Source organism: Robbsia betulipollinis (assembly GCF_026624755.1).
In the GTDB taxonomy this organism is placed as follows: Bacteria; Pseudomonadota; Gammaproteobacteria; order Burkholderiales; family Burkholderiaceae; genus Robbsia; species Robbsia betulipollinis.
The window spans coordinates 931,815-949,689 of sequence record NZ_JAPMXC010000001.1 but is presented as its reverse complement, the minus strand read 5'-3'; the positions used below and the strand labels follow the sequence as shown (position 1 = coordinate 949,689).

The window sequence follows — 17,875 nt, the reverse complement described above, 5'->3', positions numbered from 1 at the left end:
ACACGCATGCCGCCGCCCGGCGGCGGTGAACGCATGCCGCCGTGCAACATGACGTAACGGCCGCGCAGAATGCGCGGGCCTCATGCAGACGCCCGCGCGCAGGCTCAGGGTGAGGCGATGATGAGCGTCGCGAGCGGCGGCAGGGTGAAGGTCGCGGACCAGGGCTGACCGTGCGCGGGTTCGGCCGAGGCGCGCACGCCGCCGCCGTTGCCCAGGTTGGTGCCGCCATAGAGCGCCGCGTCCGTGTTGAGCACCTCGCGCCAGTAGCCCTCGTGCGGCAGGCCGATGCGGTAGTGTTCGCGCGGCACCGGCGTCAGGTTCGTGATCGCGACCACGGTGCTGTCGCCTTCGCGCCGCGCGAAGGCGAACACGCTGTTGGCCGAGTCGTTCTCGACCAGCCAGAAGAAACCGTCCGGATCGCTGTCGCTCGCGTGCAGGGCCGGCTCTTTCGTGTAGAGGCGGTTGAGGTCGCCCACCACGCGCTGGATGCCCGCGTGCAGATCGTCGTCGAGCAGATGCCAGTGCGGCATCGCGTCGTGGTTCCACTCGGCGAGCTGGCCCAATTCGCCGCCCATGAAGAGCAGCTTCTTGCCGGGGTGCGCCCACATGAAGCCGAGATAGGCACGCAGGTTCGCGAAACGTTGCCAGCGGTCGCCCGGCATCTTGCCGAGCAGCGAGCCCTTGCCGTGCACCACTTCGTCGTGCGAGAGCGGCAGCACGAAACGCTCGGAGTACGCGTACACCATGCCGAACGTCATCTCGTGATGATGATACTGGCGATAGAGCGGGTCGCACTGCATGAAATTGAGCGTGTCGTGCATCCAGCCCATATTCCATTTGAAATCGAAACCCAGACCGTTTTCGGCGACCGGCGCGGTCACCCCCGGCCAGGACGTGGATTCCTCGGCGACCGTGATCGCGCCCGGCGCATGCGCGTGCACTTCATCGTTCAGCCGGCGCAGGAAGGTGATCGACTCGTAGTTCTCGCGGCCGCCGTTGCTGTTCGGCACCCACTCGCCTTCCTTGCGGCTGTAGTCGCGATAGAGCATCGACGCCACCGCATCCACGCGCAGCCCGTCCACGTGAAAACGCTTCAGCCAGGACAGCGCCGAGGCCAGCATGAACGCCGAGACCTCGTTGCGCCCGAGGTTGTAGATCCAGGTGTTCCAGTCGGGGTGGTAGCCCTCGCGCGGGTCGGCATGCTCGTAAAGCGGCGTGCCGTCGAATTCGATCAGGCCGTGCGCATCGTTCGGAAAATGCGCGGGGACCCAATCGACGAGTACCGCTAGCCCCTCGTTGTGGGCACGGTCGACGAAGCGCGCGAATTGTTCCGGTGAACCGAAACGCGCGGACGGGGCGAACTGTCCCAGCGGCTGATAGCCCCACGAGCCGCCGAACGGGTGCTCGGCCAGCGGCAGGAATTCCAGGTGGGTGAAGCCGAGCGATTTCGCATACGGGATCAGCCGGTCGCCCAGTTCTTCCCAATTCAGCGCGCGGTTCTGTTCTTCCGGCAGGCGCATCCATGATTCGGCATGCACCTCGTAGATGGCGATCGGCGCGCTCGGCGTTTGCCGTGCGGCACGCCCGGCCATCCATTCGGCGTCGGTCCAGGTGACGTCCGCGTCGTCGGCGGCGACGATGGAGGCGGTGGCGGGCGGACGCTCGGTCTGGCGCGCGACCGGGTCGGCCTTGAGCGGCAGGACCCGGCCGTCGGCCGCGGCGATTTCGAATTTATAGCGCGTTCCTGCGCCGATGCCCGGAACGAAGATTTCCCAGACGCCGAAGCGCTGGCGCAGCCGCATCGGCTGCCGGCGGCCATCCCAGCCGTTGAAGTCGCCCACCACCGAGACCCGCCGCGCGTTCGGTGCCCAGACGGCGAAGCGCACGCCGCTCACGCCGTCGATCGTCAGCACCCGGGCGCCCAGGCAGAGCTCGACGCCAGCCGGATCGCCCCACGACAGGCGTTCCAGATCCTGGTCAGGCAGCAGCGTGCCGAACGCATAGGCGTCGGCGGTTTCCTGCGTGCCGCCGGCCCACTCGATGCGCAGGCGGTAGGGCGTGCTGCCCGCTGCCTGCCCGGGTGCCGAATCGAACGTCACCGGCCCGGCGAACAGGCCCGCCGGGTGCAGCAGCGTCAGCTCGCCGAGTGTCTTGCCCGTGGTGTCGATCGCCGTGACGCGTTGCGCGCCGGGCAGCATCGCGCGCACGAAGGTGCCGGCCTCGTTGGCATGCGCGCCGAGTACGGCGAATACATCCCAGTGGCGTGCTTCGACCAACGCATCGATGTCGTGCTGACCGAGGCCGGTCGCCGGCGACACGGCGGTCGCGGTGCCCGTCTCGATGGGGGACGCCGGCTCGATGGCCGGTGGCGTCTGCAACTCGCGCGGGGCCTTATCCTGCATGGTCTTCATCTCCGTCAAATTCAGTATTGCCCGCCACGTCGGAGGCGGCCGAGGTACTGGTGTCGCCCAGCAGGCGGGCGGCCAGCGCGGCCAGGCCGCGAATCGGCAGGTTCAGCCAGGTCGGACGATTGGCGGCTTCGTAACGGATTTCATAGGCGGCTTTCTCGACCAGGAAGAGATCGATCAACGCGCCCTCGGTCGCCGCGTCGGCAAGCGGCTGCGGTGCCTTGGCGATTTCCTGGCGATAGGCTTCCAGGAAGTGTTCGCGCGCCCGGGCGCTGAAACGCTCGAGCAGTGCGCGCCGGCGATCGGTGGCCGGCAGCGGCGCGAGTTCCGCGGGCATCGCGGCGGCGCCCGCGTAGGACAGGGAACGCAGCAGGCCGGCCACGTCGCGGAACGGGCTCATCTTGCGGCGCCGCTCGTCGACCGGCCGCGCAGGCTCGCCCTCGAAGTCGATCAGATAGGCGTCGAGCTGCGCCACCAGCACCTGGCCGAGGTGGAAATCGCCATGGATGCGCGTCTTCAGCGCCTGCGGCTTCTTGCCGACGATCTTGCCGACCGCGGCGAGCAGCTTCACGCGTCGCGCCAGCAGGCTCTCCGCGAGCGCCCGGCCGTCGGGATCGAGTTTGTCGAGACTGTGCGTCAGGATGTCGAGCGATTCGCTCAGGAGCGCATGGGTCTCGTCGACCCAGCCCTTGATGTCGGCCGCGCTCGCCACTTCGGGCGCGAACGCCGGATTGTCGCTGGGTTGCGCGAGCAACGCGTGCAGTTCGCCCAGACGCTTGCCGATCGAGCCGACCATCGCGCCGTAGTTCTCGATCGAATCGTGATACTCCTCGCTGCGCGCCGGCGTGGCGTTGGTGTTGGCGTCCATCGACACCGCCACGGCGAGGTCGTGCGTGACCCGGCGCAGATAATCGAGCGCCCAGTTCCACGCATCGCCCTGGTTCTCGATATATCCCTGCAGGATCGCCAGAGTGTTGGGCGTGCCGTGTTCGTCGACCCGCACCACCTCGCCGAGCAGCGGCGCGGTGTTGGCGAAGCCGCGTTCGGTCAGGTAACGGCTGACTTCCGCCTCGGGGTGGATGCCCGGCACGATGCGGCGCACCAGCTTGAGCACCGCCTGTTCGTCGATCACCAGCGAGCTGTTGCTCTGCTCGGCCGACAGCCAGCGGATCTCCAGCGGTTCGGCGAACTTCACCGCGTCGAGCGCCGAACTCGGTTCGAAGCGCACTTCGCCCTGCGGCGTCTGCACGCGCGCGTTCTCGCGCAGCATCCGGAGCATCGCCTCGGGAAGTTCGCGCAGTGCGAACGCGTCGGTCAGATGGCCGACGGTGCGTCCGCTGCGCAGACGGGCGAATGCCAGTTGCTGGGGCAGGGGCGACGTGGTCGAGCCGTCCCAGCAGATGCCCATCGGCAGGAAGTAGCGGTCGGTGCGCGTGCCCTGCTTGGTCTGCAGATCGACTTCGACCTCGGCCAGCATCAGGTTGGCGATGCCCGGCGCCATCAACGTGTAATACGGCAGGCGCACGGCCAGCAGCTTCGCGTCCTTGGCGGCGAACCAGCGGCGCATACCGAGATAGGTCGGCAGGACCTCGGTTTCGAGCGTGCGCTGCTGGGCGTCGGCGCTGGGCAGCTGCACGCCCTTGCGCACCACGAAGGTGACGAATTCGGAAAGTTGTTCGGAAGGCATGGTGCTCCATGTCGGACGTGCCGCGCCCGCACAAAGATTGAACCAGTAAAAGCCGTATGGCGGCAGCGTCAGCAGATAGGTCAGCTGGCCGATCGGCGGGAAGGCGGAGTCCGCGGTCAACTCCACCGGCACGTGTCCGGCGAACTCCGACAGATCGAGTTCGACCGCTTGCGGCGCGCTCGAGAGATTCGCCACGCACAGCAGCGGCGCTTCGCCGTCGAGTTCGCGCAGATAGGCCAGCACCTTGCGGTTGGCGGGCTTGAGGAAGCGCACCCGGCCCCGGCCGAACGCCTGTTTCGCGCGACGCGTGACCAGCATCCGACGCATCCAGTTCAGCAGCGAGTGCGGGTCGCGGCTCTGCGCCTCGACGTTGACCGCGTCGAAGCCGTACAGCGAGCCCATCACCGGCGGCAGCACCAGTTGCTCCGGATCGGCGCGGGAGAAGCCGCCGTTGCGGTCCGACGACCACTGCATCGGCGTGCGCACGCCGTCGCGGTCGCCGAGGTGGATGTTGTCGCCCATGCCGATTTCGTCGCCGTAGTAGATCACCGGCGTACCGGGCATCGACAACAGCAGCGAATTGATCAGCTCGATGCGTCGGCGATCGCGCTCCAGCAGCGGCGCGAGACGCCGGCGGATGCCCATGTTGATGCGCGCGCGGCGGTCGCTCGCATACGTGTTCCACAGGTAGTCGCGTTCCTTGTCGGTCACCATCTCGAGCGTCAGCTCGTCGTGGTTGCGCAGGAAGATCGCCCATTGACAGCCTTCCGGAATCTCCGGCGTCTGCCGCATGATGTCGGTGATCGGAAAGCGGTCCTCGCTCGCGATCGCCATGTAGATGCGCGGCATCAGCGGGAAATGGAACGCCATGTGGCATTCGTCGCCCTGGCCGAAATATTCCTGTACGTCCTCGGGCCATTGATTGGCTTCGGCCAGCAGCATCCGGTTCGGGAAGGCGGCGTCGAGACTCGCGCGGATCTTTTTCAAGACCGTATGCGTCTCCGGCAGGTTCTCGTTGTTCGTGCCGTCGCGCTCGACCAGGTACGGAATCGCGTCGAGCCGCAGCCCGTCCACGCCCATTTCCAGCCAGAACTTCATCACCGACAGCACTTCCTGCAGCACCTTCGGATTGTCGAAGTTCAGGTCCGGCTGGTGCGAATAGAAGCGATGCCAGTAGTAGGCGCCGGCGACCGGATCATGCGTCCAGTTCGAGGTTTCCGTATCGTTGAAGATGATCCGCGTGTCCTCGTACTTCTTGTCGGTATCGGACCAGACATAGTAGTCGCGGTGGTTCGAACCGGGCTTGGCCAGGCGTGCGCGCTGGAACCACGGATGCTGATCCGAGGTGTGGTTGATGACCAGTTCGGTAATCACGCGCAGCCCGCGTGCGTGCGCCTCGTGGATGAAACGCTTGAAATCGTTCAGCGTGCCGTAATCCTGATGCACGCCGCGGTAGTCCGAAATGTCGTAGCCGTCGTCGCGCCGCGGCGACGGGTAGAACGGCAGCAGCCAGATCACGTCCACGCCCAGTTCGGCGATGTAGTCGAGCTTGGACAGCAGACCGGGAAAATCGCCCACGCCGTCGTTGTTCGAGTCGAAGAACGATTTCACGTGAAGCTGATAGATGATCGCGTCCTTGTACCACAGCGCGTCGTCCTTCAATAAAGCCACTTTCTGGTGTTTCATTGTGCTGCTCCCAAGTCCTCTTCGTCGGCGTCGATGCGGCCGACGCCGCCCGGGATGCGTCCCGGAATCGCAGGCGCGAACACCCGACGGATCGCGAACGGCATGGCCTGCGGATCCAGACGGATGGTCTGGTATTTGCCGCGCAGTTCAAGCCGTTCGCCGCTGACCAGGTCGTCGGCGAGCAGCGCGTCATCGTCGCGCAGCTGCCATTTCCACAACGGCACTTCCACGTTCGATTCCTGTATCCCTTCCGGCACCAGCGAGATGGCGACCAGCAGCACGTTGTCGCGGTTCTCGGTCGCTTTCTCGAAGAACAATACGTTCGGATTCGACGATGGCAGGAACGTGATGTTCAGATGCGTGTGCAGCGCCGGATTGGTGCGGCGGATGCGGTTCAACAAGGTGATTTCGCGGATGATGTTGCCCGGGCGCTGCCAGTCCCAGCTACGGATCTGGTACTTCTCGGAATCCAGGTATTCCTCGCTGTTCGGCAGGGCCGCGGCCTCGCACAGTTCGAAGCCGCTGTAGACGCCCCAGACGCCGGCCAGCGTCGCCGCGAGCGCGGCGCGCAACACGAAGCCGGCGCGTCCCGAGCGCTGCAGAAAGCGCGGATTGATGTCCGGCGTGTTGACGAAGAAATTCGGCCGGAAATACTCGCGCACCGGCGTTTGCGTCAACTCCGTCAGATAGTCGACGAAATCCTGCTTGGTTTCGCGCCAGGTGAAATACGTGTAGGACTGCGAGAAACCCACCTTCGCCAGCCGGTTCATGACCTTGGGGCGCGTGAACGCCTCGGACAGGAAGATGACCTGCGGGTGCCGGCGGCGCACTTCGCCGATCATCCATTCCCAGAACGGCAGCGGCTTGGTGTGCGGATTGTCGACGCGGAAAATGTTGATGCCGGCGCCGATCCAGAACAGCACCACGTCGCGCAGTTGCAGCCACAGCTCGGGCACCGCGTCGGCCGCATAGAAGTCGGGGTTGACGATGTCCTGGTATTTCTTCGGCGGATTTTCCGCATAGCGCAGCGTGCCGTCCGGGCGCCAGGCGAACCAGGTCGGATGCTCCTGCAGCCAGGGGTGATCGGGCGAGCACTGAATCGCGAAATCGAGGGCGAGTTCCAGACCGTGGCAACGCGCGGCGTTGAGCAGGCTCTTGAAATCGTCGAAGCTGCCGAGTTCCGGATGAATCGCCGTGTGGCCGCCGTCCGCCGAGCCGATCGCGTAGGGGCTGCCGACGTCGTCGGGCCCCGGCGTCAGCGTGTTGTTCGGGCCTTTGCGGTTGGCCAAGCCGATCGGATGGATCGGCGGGAAGTACAGCACGTCGAAGCCCATCGCGCTGACGTCGGGCAGGCGCGGGATGACGTCGATGAACGTACCGTGGCGGTGCGGGTCGCCCGATTGCGAGCGGGGGAACAGTTCGTACCAGTTCGCATAACGCGCGGCCGCGCGTTCGGCCTGGATCGACAGCACGGCCGTGTGGCGCACCTGGAAATCGCGGTGCCGGGTCTGCGCGACCGCTGCGCGGGTCGCGTCGTCGAGCACGATCGCCAGCTTGCGTTCGGCCGAGGCGACGGCGAATTCCCGCATGACATCCTGCAGCGCCGCGGTCGGGGCAGTGATGGCGCGCTGGACGGTCTCGGGCTGGGCAACGGTTTTCGGAACGGCAGCCTTGACGGCGGGCTTCCTGCCCGCCCTGCGGTCCGCGGCCTGGACTTCCGGCGTCATCGCCGCTTCTTCCTCGCCGGCAATGCCGGCCGCGCCGACAGGGGCGGCAGCGTTCAGAATCGATTCGAACAGCAGGCGGGCTTCCTCGATCTCCAGCGCGACGTCCTGCTTGGCGGTCTGTTTCTTGACGATATGGTCGACCAGGGTGCCGAAGGTGTCGCGCCATGCTTCGATCGTGAACTCGTAGGCACCCAGGCGCAGCAGGGGCAAGCGCGTAGCCCAGCGGTCGTTGCCGAGCGGCCGCAACGGCAGTTCCCGCCATTCCTCGGTGCCCGCTTCGCGCCAGAGGGCGACCGCCGCGATCTTGTCGTGCCCGTCCATGAAGATGTCCGCTTCGAGCGGAACGCGTTCACCCACCACGCGTTTCGCCGGAAAGCGGCCACCGTCGACCGCCGGGCTGACCGCCTCGATGGCGATGCGCGGCACCTGCACGGCATCGATCGTCGAACGGCGATCCGTCGCCGCGTCGGCGGCGTTGCCGTGCGCCGGGGCATTGACGATCGCCGGCGAACGATGCGCGTCGAACAGGCGGATCGCGCCGGGCGCCAGGCGGAAGGGCCGCAGGGTCGCGAAACGGCCGGTATCGGAGGACGAGGCGGATTCGGCGCCGTGGTCGCTGCCGGAACCGAGCGACTGCAGCGGCGCGAACAGGGTGAACTCGCCGGGAATGCCTTCGATGAAGTGATGGGCGTTGGCGATCGTTTCCTGCTGCAAATCCGGGTTGACGACGATCAACACCGCACGTTCGGCCGTGCGCGGGTCGGGTCCGCTGGTACGCAGCAGGGCGGTGGCCCGCGCATCGGGTCCGGTCAGCGCGCTCAGTACGCCGGCACTGCCGAGCACCGGGACGCTCTGCATCAGGCGGTTCAATTCGGCGATCCGCTGCTGCAGGTCGAAACGGGGCTGGGCGAGGAGTTGTCGGAACTCGTCGCGTGCTACGTTGCGGGGGCCGTTGGCCGCGGTGTGATCGCGCCGGAAGGGCTGCGATGCGCCAAACTCGAAACCCATCGGCAACAGCCAGCCGGTGCCGATGCCGGCCACCGTGCTCAGCGCGCGTTCATAGGCGCGTTCGACGACCGCCACGCTCGCGGTGGCGGGCAGATCGGCGAACAGACGCCTGTCGAACGGCGCTTCGGGAAAACCGATCGGCGCCGCGACGCGGGCGAGCGCCGATTGTTCCTCGACCAGCCAGTCCGCGCGGAAATCCCACCAGCGCACCGACGAGAAGACCGAATCGAAACCCGCGTCCTCGAGGGCCGCGAGTTCGTCGCGTCCCAGACCGGGTGTCCAGGCGAGGAGGCGCGTCGGCGGATGGCTCTCACGCAGCGCCGCGCCCAGGCGGCGCCACACGTGGGCGGGAATGCCGCGCAGTGCGTCGAAACGGAAACCCGCGACGCCGACGTCGGCGTAACCGCGCAACTGGCCGGACCACCAGTCGATCAACTGGTCGGTCGCCTCCGGATTGCCGAAGTCGGCGAACGCGACGTGCTCCTGGCTGGGCGCGCGCGGGTCGATCCGGCGTTCGGGGCCGCCAGGCGGATGGAACCAGTGCGGCTGGTCGCGGTACAGTCCCGATTCGGCGGCGATGCGGTCGAGCGCGACGTCGAGCAATAGTGACATGCCGCGCGCGCGCGTGGCGTCCACCAGCCTGCCCAGCCAGGCGTTCGCATCTCCGTCGTCTTCGAGAGCGGGGTGCAGGCGATGATGGTCCTGGGTGACGAACAGATCGTTCGCGTCTCCAGGCAGGAATGGCGGGGCGATCAGTACGTGATCGAAGCCCATGGCCGCGGCGCGGTCCAGATGCGGACCCCAGTCGGTCAATGAGCCGAGAAGCAGGGGGTGGATGTAATAAATGCGGGGAGCGAAGGCGCTATCGAGGTCCATCGGCCGGATGTCTCCTGTTAAGGGCGATCCGTCGCGGCATGAAAGCGCATGTTCGGCCTGGTCGAACACGCGACTGCTTGCCCGGAAGATCGCCACGTTTATCACGTGACTCGACGATGCGGGGCAAAGGAAGCAGTCGCAGGGGCGTTGCTACTTCGTTTGTGTCTCCGACCACCGGTCTTGAATGTCGCCTGTTTGTCGTATTGTGTCGCATGCGGCGGTTCCGCCGCCGCACCTACGCGGTGCGTTGCGCGAGCACCGGCGTGTGCGCGCGCCGGCGGTCGCGTAGATCGTTCGCGGCGACCTGGCGCGCTACCGACGCCCGCACTTTCGGTAGCGATCGGCTCGGCCGTTCACCGCACAGGCCCGCGTACAGTGCCGCGTAGCGCGCTACCGGTGCGTCCCAGGTGAAGTCCGCGCGCATCGCGTTGCGTTGCAGGTTGCGCCAGGACGAGGGCCGCATGAATGCTTCGATCGCGCGGCTGGCCGCCTGCGTCATGGCATCCGCGGTCTCGCCGTCGAACAGAAAGCCGGTTGCCGCGCGCGGGAAGGGCGCGCCCGTGCGCTTGACGTCCGGTGCGGTATGCACCGACAGGTTGGGACCCTGGTCGACGATGCTGTCGGCCAGGCCGCCGACGCGCGACGCCACCGGAATCGTACCGTAGCGCATCGAGTACATCGGCGTCAGGCCGCAGGGCTCGAAACGGCTGCCATGCAGCAGGATGTCGGCGCCGGCATGCAGCAGATGCGCGCGCCGCTCGTCGTAGCCCACATACACCGCAACGCGGTCCGGATAGCGCTGCGCGAGGCGCATCATGGCCTGCTCGAGACGTACCTCGCCCTTGCCCAGCACGACCACCTGCAGACGCGGGTAATTTTGCATCAGGGCCTCGATCGAGTCGAGCGCCAGGTCGCCCATCTTCTGCCAGGTCAGGCGGCTGCCGATCGCCAGCAGCGGTACGAACGGGTCCGTCGGCAGGCCGAAGACCTGTTGCAACTCGCGCTTGCAGACGTGCTTGCCGCGCATTTCGTCGATACCGAAGTGCCGCGGGATCATCGGGTCGCGCGCCGGATCCCAGGTGTTGATGTCGATGCCGTTCATGATGCCGGAGACCTTCGCCGCGCATTCCTGCAGCACGCCTTCCATGAGATGGCCGAAACGCGGCGTCAGGATTTCGCGCGCGTAGGTCTCGCTCACCGTGGTGATGCGATCCGCATAGCGGATGGCGGCTTTCATGAAGCTCAACTGTCCGTAGAACTCGATGCTGTCGGACGAACGGGGATCGGCGGTCAGCAATTCCGCCGGAATGCCCAGTTGCGCGCCCATCTCGAGCGGATAGTTTCCCTGGAACGCGAGGTTGTGGATCGTGAAGACGCTGGGCGTCGTGACGCCGGCGAGTTTCATCAGCAGGGGCGTCAGACCGGCGTGCCAGTCGTGCGCGTGCACCAGATCGACCTTGCGCACGCCCGGCACACCCTGCGCCACGCGCACCGCGGCAGCGCTCAGCGTGGCAAAACGCACCGCATTGTCGGCCCACTCTGCACCATTTGGATCCTGGTAAAGGCTGCTGCGGTCATATAACGCATCGGCCCTGACCAGCAGCACCGGCATTCCGGTGTCGGGCATGCGGGCGCGCAGCAGCTCGGCGTCGCCGCCGGGCAGTCCCTCGAGCATGCAGACGTGCTCGACCTTGTCGGCGCGGGCGATCGCCTCGGGATAGCCGGGCAGGATGATCGTTGCATCGACGCCGCCTTCCTGCAAGGCCGGGGCGTATGCGCTCAGCATATCGCCCAGCCCGCCGGTCTTCGCTAGCGGCAGCGCTTCGGAGGCAACCAGAAGTACGTGAATTGGCAAGATAGTCTCCGGGGCTGGATCCAGCGTCGCTCCCTGGGGAGTCACGACGCGGCGTCGATTAATAATACTTCTTCGTTATTGTGTAAGCAATCGTCATGCCAGAATGGCCTCAGGCGAAACCCGCAGTCGATGCCATTGCTCCGTGGGGAGCGCCGGCGTCACCCCGCTTCGCCCGCTGTAAAACTGACATCGCGTGCTCGCCTTTTACACGCCGTTACACGGCTTGTGCGGGTTTTCGCACTGTGTCGCCCGGATGTTTCACGCGAGGAAAGTGTCGCGTTCCGGTCCGCGACGTTGCGTCACATCCCGCGACGGTCGAGCAGGGCAGTTTGGCATTTGGGCGTAGATTTTGCTAGTGCGACAGCCATCAGGATAGGATCGTGGCCAAGATAACCCCCTCAGCGCGCCCTGTGGCGCGCCCAATCGCCGACGCTGCCTGCCCGCCCTGTGCGGAAGCGCTGCCGGCGGATCTCCACTACGTAGACGATAGTCGGCCTGGCCTGACGCGGCGGCTCGTGCGCGGTGCATTCGCCTATTTCGATGTGCACGGACGGCCGGTCGATGCGCCGGCGGAAATTGCACGGATCCATGCGCTGGCCATTCCGCCTGCCTACCGGGATGTATGGATCTGCGCGGATCCCCGGGGTCATTTACAGGCGACGGGCCGGGACGCACGAGGTCGCAAGCAGTACCGCTATCATCCGCGGTGGCGTGAAGCACGCGATGCCAACAAATACGAACGGATGCTGGCGTTCGGCGCGGCGCTGCCCCGTATCCGCGCGCGCGTGAGCCGCGATCTGGCGCTGCGCGGTCTGCCGCGCGACAAGGTACTGGCCACCGTGGTGCGGTTGCTCGATACCACTTTGATCCGGGTGGGCAATGCCGACTATGCACGCGAGAACCATTCTTTCGGCCTGACGACCTTGCGTAACCGTCATGTGAAGATCCAGGCGGGGGCGGTGCGGTTTCAGTTTCGCGGCAAGAGCGGCGTCCACCACGACGTCGCGGTCACGGATCCCAAGGTCGCGCGCATCATCAAGCGTTGCATGGAGTTGCCGGGACACGAGTTGTTCCAGTATCTGGACGACGGCGGCGAGCGCCATACGGTGGACTCGTCCGCGATCAACGACTACCTGCGTGTCTGCTCGGGCGGCGAGTTCACCGCCAAGGATTACCGCACCTGGGCCGGGACCGTATTTGCGTTGGCGGCGCTACGTGCCCGGGCGTGGGATACGGTGGCCGACGCCCGCCATCATATCGTCGGTACCATCAAGGAAATCGCGACGCGCCTAGGTAACACGCCCGCCGTCTGCCGGCGCTGCTACGTGCATCCCGCCGTGCTTGAATACTACGAATCGGGCAGGTTGAATGCGGAGTCGGACAGTGCCTCCGTTCCGCTCGGCCGCGGCAAGCGCGGCTTGAAGCGCGACGAAGTTGCATTGACGGAATTTCTCAAGCAGTTGACCCGCGAGGCGAAACGCGTGACGCGGCAGGTCGCCCGGTCACCGGCGGCAACCATCGTGGGTGAGGAGAACGGCCGATTGAAGAAATTGCTGGAAGCATCGGCGGGCAAGCGTGCGCCGCGTGCAGGAGGTGGCCAGGATGGCAAGTGCGTGTGACACGCATCGGGCCGCCTGGCGCAGGGGGAGGCGCCAGGCGGCGCCCCGCGGACTTACAGGCGGCCGGTAAGTACCAGAATGATGACGATGATCACTACGATGCCGACGAAGCCGGTCGGACGATAGCCCCAGCTGCGGCTGTGCGGCCAAGCCGGAAAGGCGCCGATCAGCAACAGGATCAGGATGATCAGCAGAATGGTTCCAACGGTCATGATGCGTTCCTAGTGTGTGTTTGATTTTCTACCGCCAGCCTGACACCCCCGAGCGGTGGCATGATGGATCGCGGACTTCAATTGTATAAGCAATATTCAAACCAGTTGATTAATTACTATTAAAAACAGATACTTGAAAATAATTTCAAGCATCGCAGGGGAAAGCGCCGACAGGCTTTGCCAGGACGTTTCGGTATAATTTGCCGGATGCCGTGCACCGGCGCCGGGTTGCAGCATCGGGACGCGCGATGGCGGCGCGTGGCGAGCGATCCGTGACGTGAAGGCAGAACGCGACAATATGTTGATAATGAGAATTATTCTCATTAAACTGCATCCATTGTTCATTCGACCGGGCTTCCGCCATGACCCTCAGCAACGCTTCGATCGCAGCTTCCCGTCCCACGCGCGATGACGGCGCGCCTTCCGTGGTTCTGCTCGCCGGATCCGGCGATCCGGGTCATGCGTTTGCCTGGTGTGCGGCGATGCGCCGCTTGTTGGCGGCGGGGCAGCCCTTCGTCGTCGTGGATGATGGCGACCATACCGTAGAGAGCCCGGCCGACCGCCAGGCGCGGCGCTGCTGGATCCGTGCGCACGCCAGGGAACTGCAGGCCCGCTGTCTGGGATTGGTGGCGATCGAGCGCGAGGTCGAACGCCGCTCGCAAACGCGGCTGGCCCTCGGTGCGCTGGTCGAACCGCTCTCGGTGCGGGTGCTGGTGGTCTCTACCGAGGCGCTGGCGCGTCAACTGGCCGGCGTGTTGCTGATGGGCGCGCGCCCGGTCGCAACAACGCCGTGCGGCGACGGCAATCCGGCGCGGCGGGATACCGGGCCGTCCCGTTTGCGCAGCATCCGGTAGTCGCGGACGCCGAAATCGGCCCACGCGCGTCAGCGTACCGCCAGCTCCACCGGTGCATGCGTGGAGCGATCGTGGCGCGTCCAGTCGATGTCCGCGCACAGGACGTGCGTGTGGCCATCGGTCCCTGCATACGCCACCGAAAGCGTGACGCACAGATGGGCCTCGTTGATCGACAGATAGGGGCGCGTCGCCTGTACCTCGCCGCTGCCGGCAACCGCACGCTGGAAATAGGGGCGCCGGTCCCAGCGCGCGCCTTCCGAACTGAGCAGCGGCATGAAACGCTTTGCGCGCGGCCGCAGGGGCCGCATCGGCAACAGGTTGTCGCCGGTCTGCCGCCCGCGTTCGTCGAGTATGAAACAGCGCGCCGCGTCGGCCAGCCGCAGGAAGGGCGCGCACGCGTTCTCCACCGGCGCGCCTTCGGTCAGATGCCGTGCGGCGAGGGCCACGGCCGCCACGTAGGGCGCCAGTTCGTCCTTCTCGTCGCGCTCGCGTTCCGCGGTGCGCAGCCGGTATTGATCGATCAACTGATCGAAGCGCCGATAAGCTGCCGCGGGATCCGTTGCGCTGACGCTGGGCCGGGCGAAGTAGTGGCCCTGGACGAAGTCGACATTGGCCTCGATCGCGATCAGGGCTTCCTGTTCGCTGGCGATGCCCTCGACCAGTACCAGTCGTCCCGACTCATGAAGCAGGGCGACCAGGCCCGGCAGCACGCGCGCCACGTGGGGCTGCTGCGTGGCCTGCAACACCATGCTGCGGTCCAGTTTGACGATATCCGGCTGGACTTTCCACACGCGGTCGATATTCGAATGTCCGGCGCCGAAGCTGTCGATCGCGATCAGGAAGCCGTGACGCCGGAACAGCTGCACGGTTTCGAGCATCCGCCGTGGATCGAGATTGGGTTGTTCGAGCATTTGCAGGACCACGCGTTGCGGCGGAATGTCGAGGCGCTTCATTTCCTCGATGAGCGCAGTCCCGTGGCGGAAGTCGGCGATGGCGGCGGGATGGATGTTGAGGAACAGCCAACCCTGTTCCTGCTCCAGCCCGCGGAAATTGGCAAGGTGCAGCGACTGGCTCAGGCGGTCGAGTTCGAGCAGGTCGCCCAGGCGCGCGGCCTGGCCGAACACCTCCAGTGGCGAGACGCTTTGATTGAGTTCGTCGTGCGCGCGCAGCCGCGCCTCGTAGCCGGCGGCGCGCATGTGCGAGACGCTGAAGATCGGCTCGAAGGCGCTGAACAGCGTGAGGCCGCCGTAGCGGACGGTGCGCCGGCGGCCGTCGTCATCGATCAGCGGCCGCGGCGGCGTGGGCAGGTCTTCGGCGAGGGCAAAACCGATCATCGGCGGGTCCCCGCGTGGTGGACGTCCCTGGGATTCTCGAGCATGGTGTTCTCCGGGCAAGAAACGCCCTGTCTGGCGAGTCGAGAGCATAAAGCAAGGTTTGTGCGCGGTCGTCGCCCGCGCAATTTGTCGCGCGCGCCGGCAGTGCGGATGCGCGTCGCGGCATGGGGTCCTCATTCTGGTGCACGCGTCGGTGCGCTGGCGCACGTTAGCGTGCCTTGACAGCATTCTTTTGGCGCGGCGCAATGGAGATCCCTTCCCGTTCTCCGACACACATGCCAGGCAAATCACGCACTATGGATGCAGAGCGTTTCGTCGACGTCTGGGGCGCCGACATGGCGATGCTGATTCGCGAGGCATGGCCCGGGCTGCGCCATGTGGGTGCCCGCGTGATCGACGCGCAGCCAGGCTTCCTGCTCACGGCGGCGCGTCACGCAGCGGCGCCGTACGCGGCGCCGCTGGACGTTTTCCTGTTTCTCTCGCCTGCGGGCCTTGTCACCTTCGCGCAGGACGATCTGCGCGGCTATGCGCGCTTTACCGCGAATCTGCGGGGACTGGCGGCCTTGTGCGGTGCCTTCGAGGCGGATCTTCCGAGTGGTTCGCAACGCGCGCCGCGGATGCAGCGCGTGCCGTTCGACGCCTTCATCGCGCCCGGCGGCCCTTCGGAAATCGCCGGTAATTGACATGTCGAGCAAGTTTTTGGCACCTGACTGGAGGACATCGGTAAAATGCCCGGTTGATCCCCGCGGAAACAGGCCGTGGAGCCAGTCAAAGGATTCCATGAAACGTCAGTCAGTGTCATCTATCGAGGGTCGGTCGAATCGGCCCGCCCGCCGTTCGCTCAGCCGGGCAGCGGCGCGTTCGCTTCACTACGCCAGCGCAGCGCTGGTGTTGGCCACGCTGGTTTCGGCGTGCGGCACGCCGGATCCCCAGGCCATCGACTACAAGAGCACCGGCAAGCAGCCGAAGGCCCCGTCGCTCGCGATTCCACCGGACTTGCTGACCGATCCGCCCGCGCGTACCGACGCGCCTGCGGGTGGCGACGCTTCGTTGTCCGGATACAAGACCAGCCCCGGTACGCCGCCGATCGTTTCCCCGACGGTGTTGCCGCCGAGCCAGGGGCTGCACATCGAACGTGACGGCAGCCAGCGCTGGCTGGTCGTCACCGCGTTGCCGTCCCAGCAGCTCTGGGAGCGGATCCGTGCGTTCTGGCAGGAACAGGGCTTCGTGCTGACCGAGGATTCGCGCCAGCAGGGCGTCATGCAGACGGACTGGCTCGAAACGCATGCGCGGCTCGACCAGGGGCTGATCCGCAATACCTTGACGATGGCGGTCAACAACTCGTATGTGACCGGCGAGCGCAACCGCTTCCGTACCCGCCTGGAGAAAGGTCCGAACGGCGCGACGTATGTCTTCATCAGCCAGCAGGGGCTGCACGAGGTACTGACGGGCATGTCGAACGACGGCAGCCAGTGGGAAACCCGGCCGAACGATCCCGGCCTGGAAGCCGACTACCTCGGCCGTCTGCAGCGTGCGCTCGCCGAGGGGCCGAAGCGCGCGGCGGTGGGACCGGACAGCATGCCGGCACCGGCGCCCGCGGTGAAGGGGCGCGCGAAACCGGTCGCCGGCGACGAGCCGGTGGTGCCGCCTCCGGTATTGCCGGCCGGCGTCGCACCCACGGAAGGTGGCGTCGAGCTCGCCGAGGACTACGATCGCGCCTGGGCGCGCGTCGGTACGGCGCTCGACCGGGCCAATTTCACGGTCGACGGCCGTGACCGGGAGCATGGTTTGTACGCGATGCGCTATGTCGATCCGAACGATCTCGGCACCGCGGCCCAGGGCTTCTGGAATCAGGTGTTCCACGGCAAGAAGGAGAAGGTCGCCACGCAGTACGCGATCAACGTCCGCGCGCTGACGCCCAATTCGACCCGTGTGTCGATCCTCAACGCCCAGGGGCAGCCGGACAATTCGCAACTGGCCCAGCGCATCATGCGCCTGATCGTCGGCAATCTGTAACGAGTCGCCCACGATCGCGCCGTGCCGCTCTGCGCACGGCGCAAGCGCGTACGGCGCAAACGCGCACGGCGCAAACGCGCACGGCGCAAACGCGCACGGCGCAAACGCGCACGGCGCAAACGCGCACGGCGCAAACGCGCACGGCGCAAACGCGCACGGCGCAACGGGTCACTCCGTCTCGGGTATGTCCAGAATCAGGACGATCGTCCAGTCGGGACCGCCTTCGTGGTGGTACTGGCGCTCGACTACGATGAACGGCTGCTTGTTGTCGGCCGGGCCGAGGAACAGCACGTCGCCCTCGGCGGGCAGGCATTCGATCGGCGGCAGCGCGATCTGCGGCGGCTCGGCCGATTTCTGGCCGGTCGAGGGCATCAGGCGCTGGATCTTCTTCAGCGCGTCATCGGTCCATTCGATGTCGAATTCAATATTGCTCAGGGCAGGCTCCTCGCCGGACGCATCCGTTTGCACACCGAACCGGTGGGCATGGACCGTCCTGTGTATGGGGGTGATCGGGCGCGCGGTGCCATCGCCCGGTGGGCAACGGGCATGCCACGCCCGCCTTCATTATCGCTCAGAAGCGGGAGCAGGGCCGA

The 17,875-nt window shown here is 66.1% G+C and carries 12 protein-coding genes and 1 pseudogene; 4 read left to right on the top strand and 9 right to left on the bottom strand.

The window, feature by feature from the left end:
- Positions 1-104: 104 nt before the first annotated feature.
- The 4 genes from glgB to glgA all read right to left on the bottom strand — a co-directional run bounded on the left by glgB (position 105) and on the right by glgA (position 11,247).
- A complete protein-coding gene (gene glgB / locus OVY01_RS04095) occupies positions 105-2,402 on the bottom strand; it encodes a 1,4-alpha-glucan branching protein GlgB (protein ID WP_267845843.1) in 2,298 nt (765 codons plus the stop codon).
- Complete coding sequence (gene treS / locus OVY01_RS04090) at positions 2,392-5,781, bottom strand: maltose alpha-D-glucosyltransferase (protein WP_267845842.1); 3,390 nt, start codon at positions 5,779-5,781, stop codon at positions 2,392-2,394. The genes glgB and treS overlap by 11 nt, the downstream gene beginning before the upstream one ends.
- Positions 5,778-9,392 carry a maltotransferase domain-containing protein gene (locus OVY01_RS04085; protein WP_267845840.1) on the bottom strand — a complete coding sequence of 1,205 codons (3,615 nt, stop codon included), beginning with the start codon at positions 9,390-9,392 and terminating at the stop codon, positions 5,778-5,780. Before OVY01_RS04085 ends, treS begins: the two co-directional genes overlap by 4 nt.
- A gap of 235 nt (positions 9,393-9,627) precedes the next feature.
- Positions 9,628-11,247, bottom strand: coding sequence for a glycogen synthase GlgA (glgA, locus tag OVY01_RS04080; RefSeq protein WP_267845838.1), 1,620 nt, complete (start codon positions 11,245-11,247; stop codon positions 9,628-9,630).
- Positions 11,248-11,657: 410 nt separating this feature from the next.
- Between glgA and OVY01_RS04075 the strand changes: the two genes are divergently transcribed.
- On the top strand, positions 11,658-12,866 hold the full coding sequence (locus tag OVY01_RS04075) for a DNA topoisomerase IB (protein WP_267845837.1): 1,209 nt from the start codon (positions 11,658-11,660) through the stop codon (positions 12,864-12,866).
- A 53-nt stretch (positions 12,867-12,919) separates the two neighbouring features.
- On the opposite strand, the gene OVY01_RS04070 is transcribed toward OVY01_RS04075, so the two are convergent.
- Positions 12,920-13,078 (bottom strand): DUF3309 family protein, encoded by a 159-nt coding sequence (locus OVY01_RS04070; protein ID WP_267845835.1) that lies wholly within the window; start codon positions 13,076-13,078, stop codon positions 12,920-12,922.
- 96 nt (positions 13,079-13,174) lie between these two features.
- Positions 13,175-13,402, bottom strand: a complete 228-nt coding sequence (locus OVY01_RS04065) for a hypothetical protein (protein WP_267845833.1) — start codon at positions 13,400-13,402, stop codon at positions 13,175-13,177.
- A gap of 38 nt (positions 13,403-13,440) precedes the next feature.
- On the opposite strand from OVY01_RS04065, the gene OVY01_RS04060 reads away from it, so the two are divergent.
- Entirely contained in the window at positions 13,441-13,932 is a 492-nt protein-coding gene (locus tag OVY01_RS04060; protein WP_267845831.1) for a hypothetical protein, read from the top strand.
- Between the two features lie 29 nt (positions 13,933-13,961).
- Here the strand turns inward: OVY01_RS04060 and OVY01_RS04055 are convergent, their stop codons facing one another.
- Positions 13,962-15,266 carry an EAL domain-containing protein gene (locus tag OVY01_RS04055; protein WP_267845829.1) on the bottom strand — a complete coding sequence of 435 codons (1,305 nt, stop codon included), beginning with the start codon at positions 15,264-15,266 and terminating at the stop codon, positions 13,962-13,964.
- A gap of 296 nt (positions 15,267-15,562) precedes the next feature.
- Between OVY01_RS04055 and OVY01_RS04050 the strand changes: the two genes are divergently transcribed.
- Positions 15,563-15,949 carry a hypothetical protein gene (locus tag OVY01_RS04050; RefSeq protein ID WP_267845827.1) on the top strand — a complete coding sequence of 129 codons (387 nt, stop codon included), beginning with the start codon at positions 15,563-15,565 and terminating at the stop codon, positions 15,947-15,949.
- Positions 15,950-16,046: 97 nt separating this feature from the next.
- The gene (bamC, locus tag OVY01_RS04045; RefSeq protein WP_267845826.1) at positions 16,047-17,282 is read left to right on the top strand and encodes an NlpB/DapX family lipoprotein; all 1,236 of its coding nucleotides are present in this window, start codon (positions 16,047-16,049) and stop codon (positions 17,280-17,282) included.
- A gap of 50 nt (positions 17,283-17,332) precedes the next feature.
- On the opposite strand, the pseudogene OVY01_RS23225 reads toward bamC, so the two are convergent.
- Both OVY01_RS23225 and OVY01_RS04040 read right to left on the bottom strand, forming a co-directional pair.
- Positions 17,333-17,431, bottom strand: a pseudogene (locus tag OVY01_RS23225) (pentapeptide repeat-containing protein); the annotation flags it as partial.
- A 19-nt stretch (positions 17,432-17,450) separates the two neighbouring features.
- Complete coding sequence (locus OVY01_RS04040; RefSeq protein ID WP_267847662.1) at positions 17,451-17,717, bottom strand: DNA-binding protein; 267 nt, start codon at positions 17,715-17,717, stop codon at positions 17,451-17,453.
- Positions 17,718-17,875 lie beyond the last annotated feature (158 nt).

Bases quoted from the DNA above. Each gene is read 5' to 3' on its own strand.
- glgB (WP_267845843.1), bottom strand. From the start codon at position 2,402: ATGCAGGATAAGGCCCCGCGCGAGTTGCAGACGCCACCGGCCATCGAG.
- treS (WP_267845842.1), bottom strand. From the start codon at position 5,781: ATGAAACACCAGAAAGTGGCTTTATTGAAGGACGACGCGCTGTGGTAC.
- OVY01_RS04085 (WP_267845840.1), bottom strand. From the start codon at position 9,392: ATGGACCTCGATAGCGCCTTCGCTCCCCGCATTTATTACATCCACCCC.
- OVY01_RS04070 (WP_267845835.1), bottom strand. From the start codon at position 13,078: ATGACCGTTGGAACCATTCTGCTGATCATCCTGATCCTGTTGCTGATC.
- OVY01_RS04065 (WP_267845833.1), bottom strand. From the start codon at position 13,402: ATGAGAATAATTCTCATTATCAACATATTGTCGCGTTCTGCCTTCACG.
- OVY01_RS04060 (WP_267845831.1), top strand. From the start codon at position 13,441: ATGACCCTCAGCAACGCTTCGATCGCAGCTTCCCGTCCCACGCGCGAT.
- OVY01_RS04055 (WP_267845829.1), bottom strand. From the start codon at position 15,266: ATGATCGGTTTTGCCCTCGCCGAAGACCTGCCCACGCCGCCGCGGCCG.
- OVY01_RS04050 (WP_267845827.1), top strand. From the start codon at position 15,563: ATGGATGCAGAGCGTTTCGTCGACGTCTGGGGCGCCGACATGGCGATG.
- bamC (WP_267845826.1), top strand. From the start codon at position 16,047: ATGAAACGTCAGTCAGTGTCATCTATCGAGGGTCGGTCGAATCGGCCC.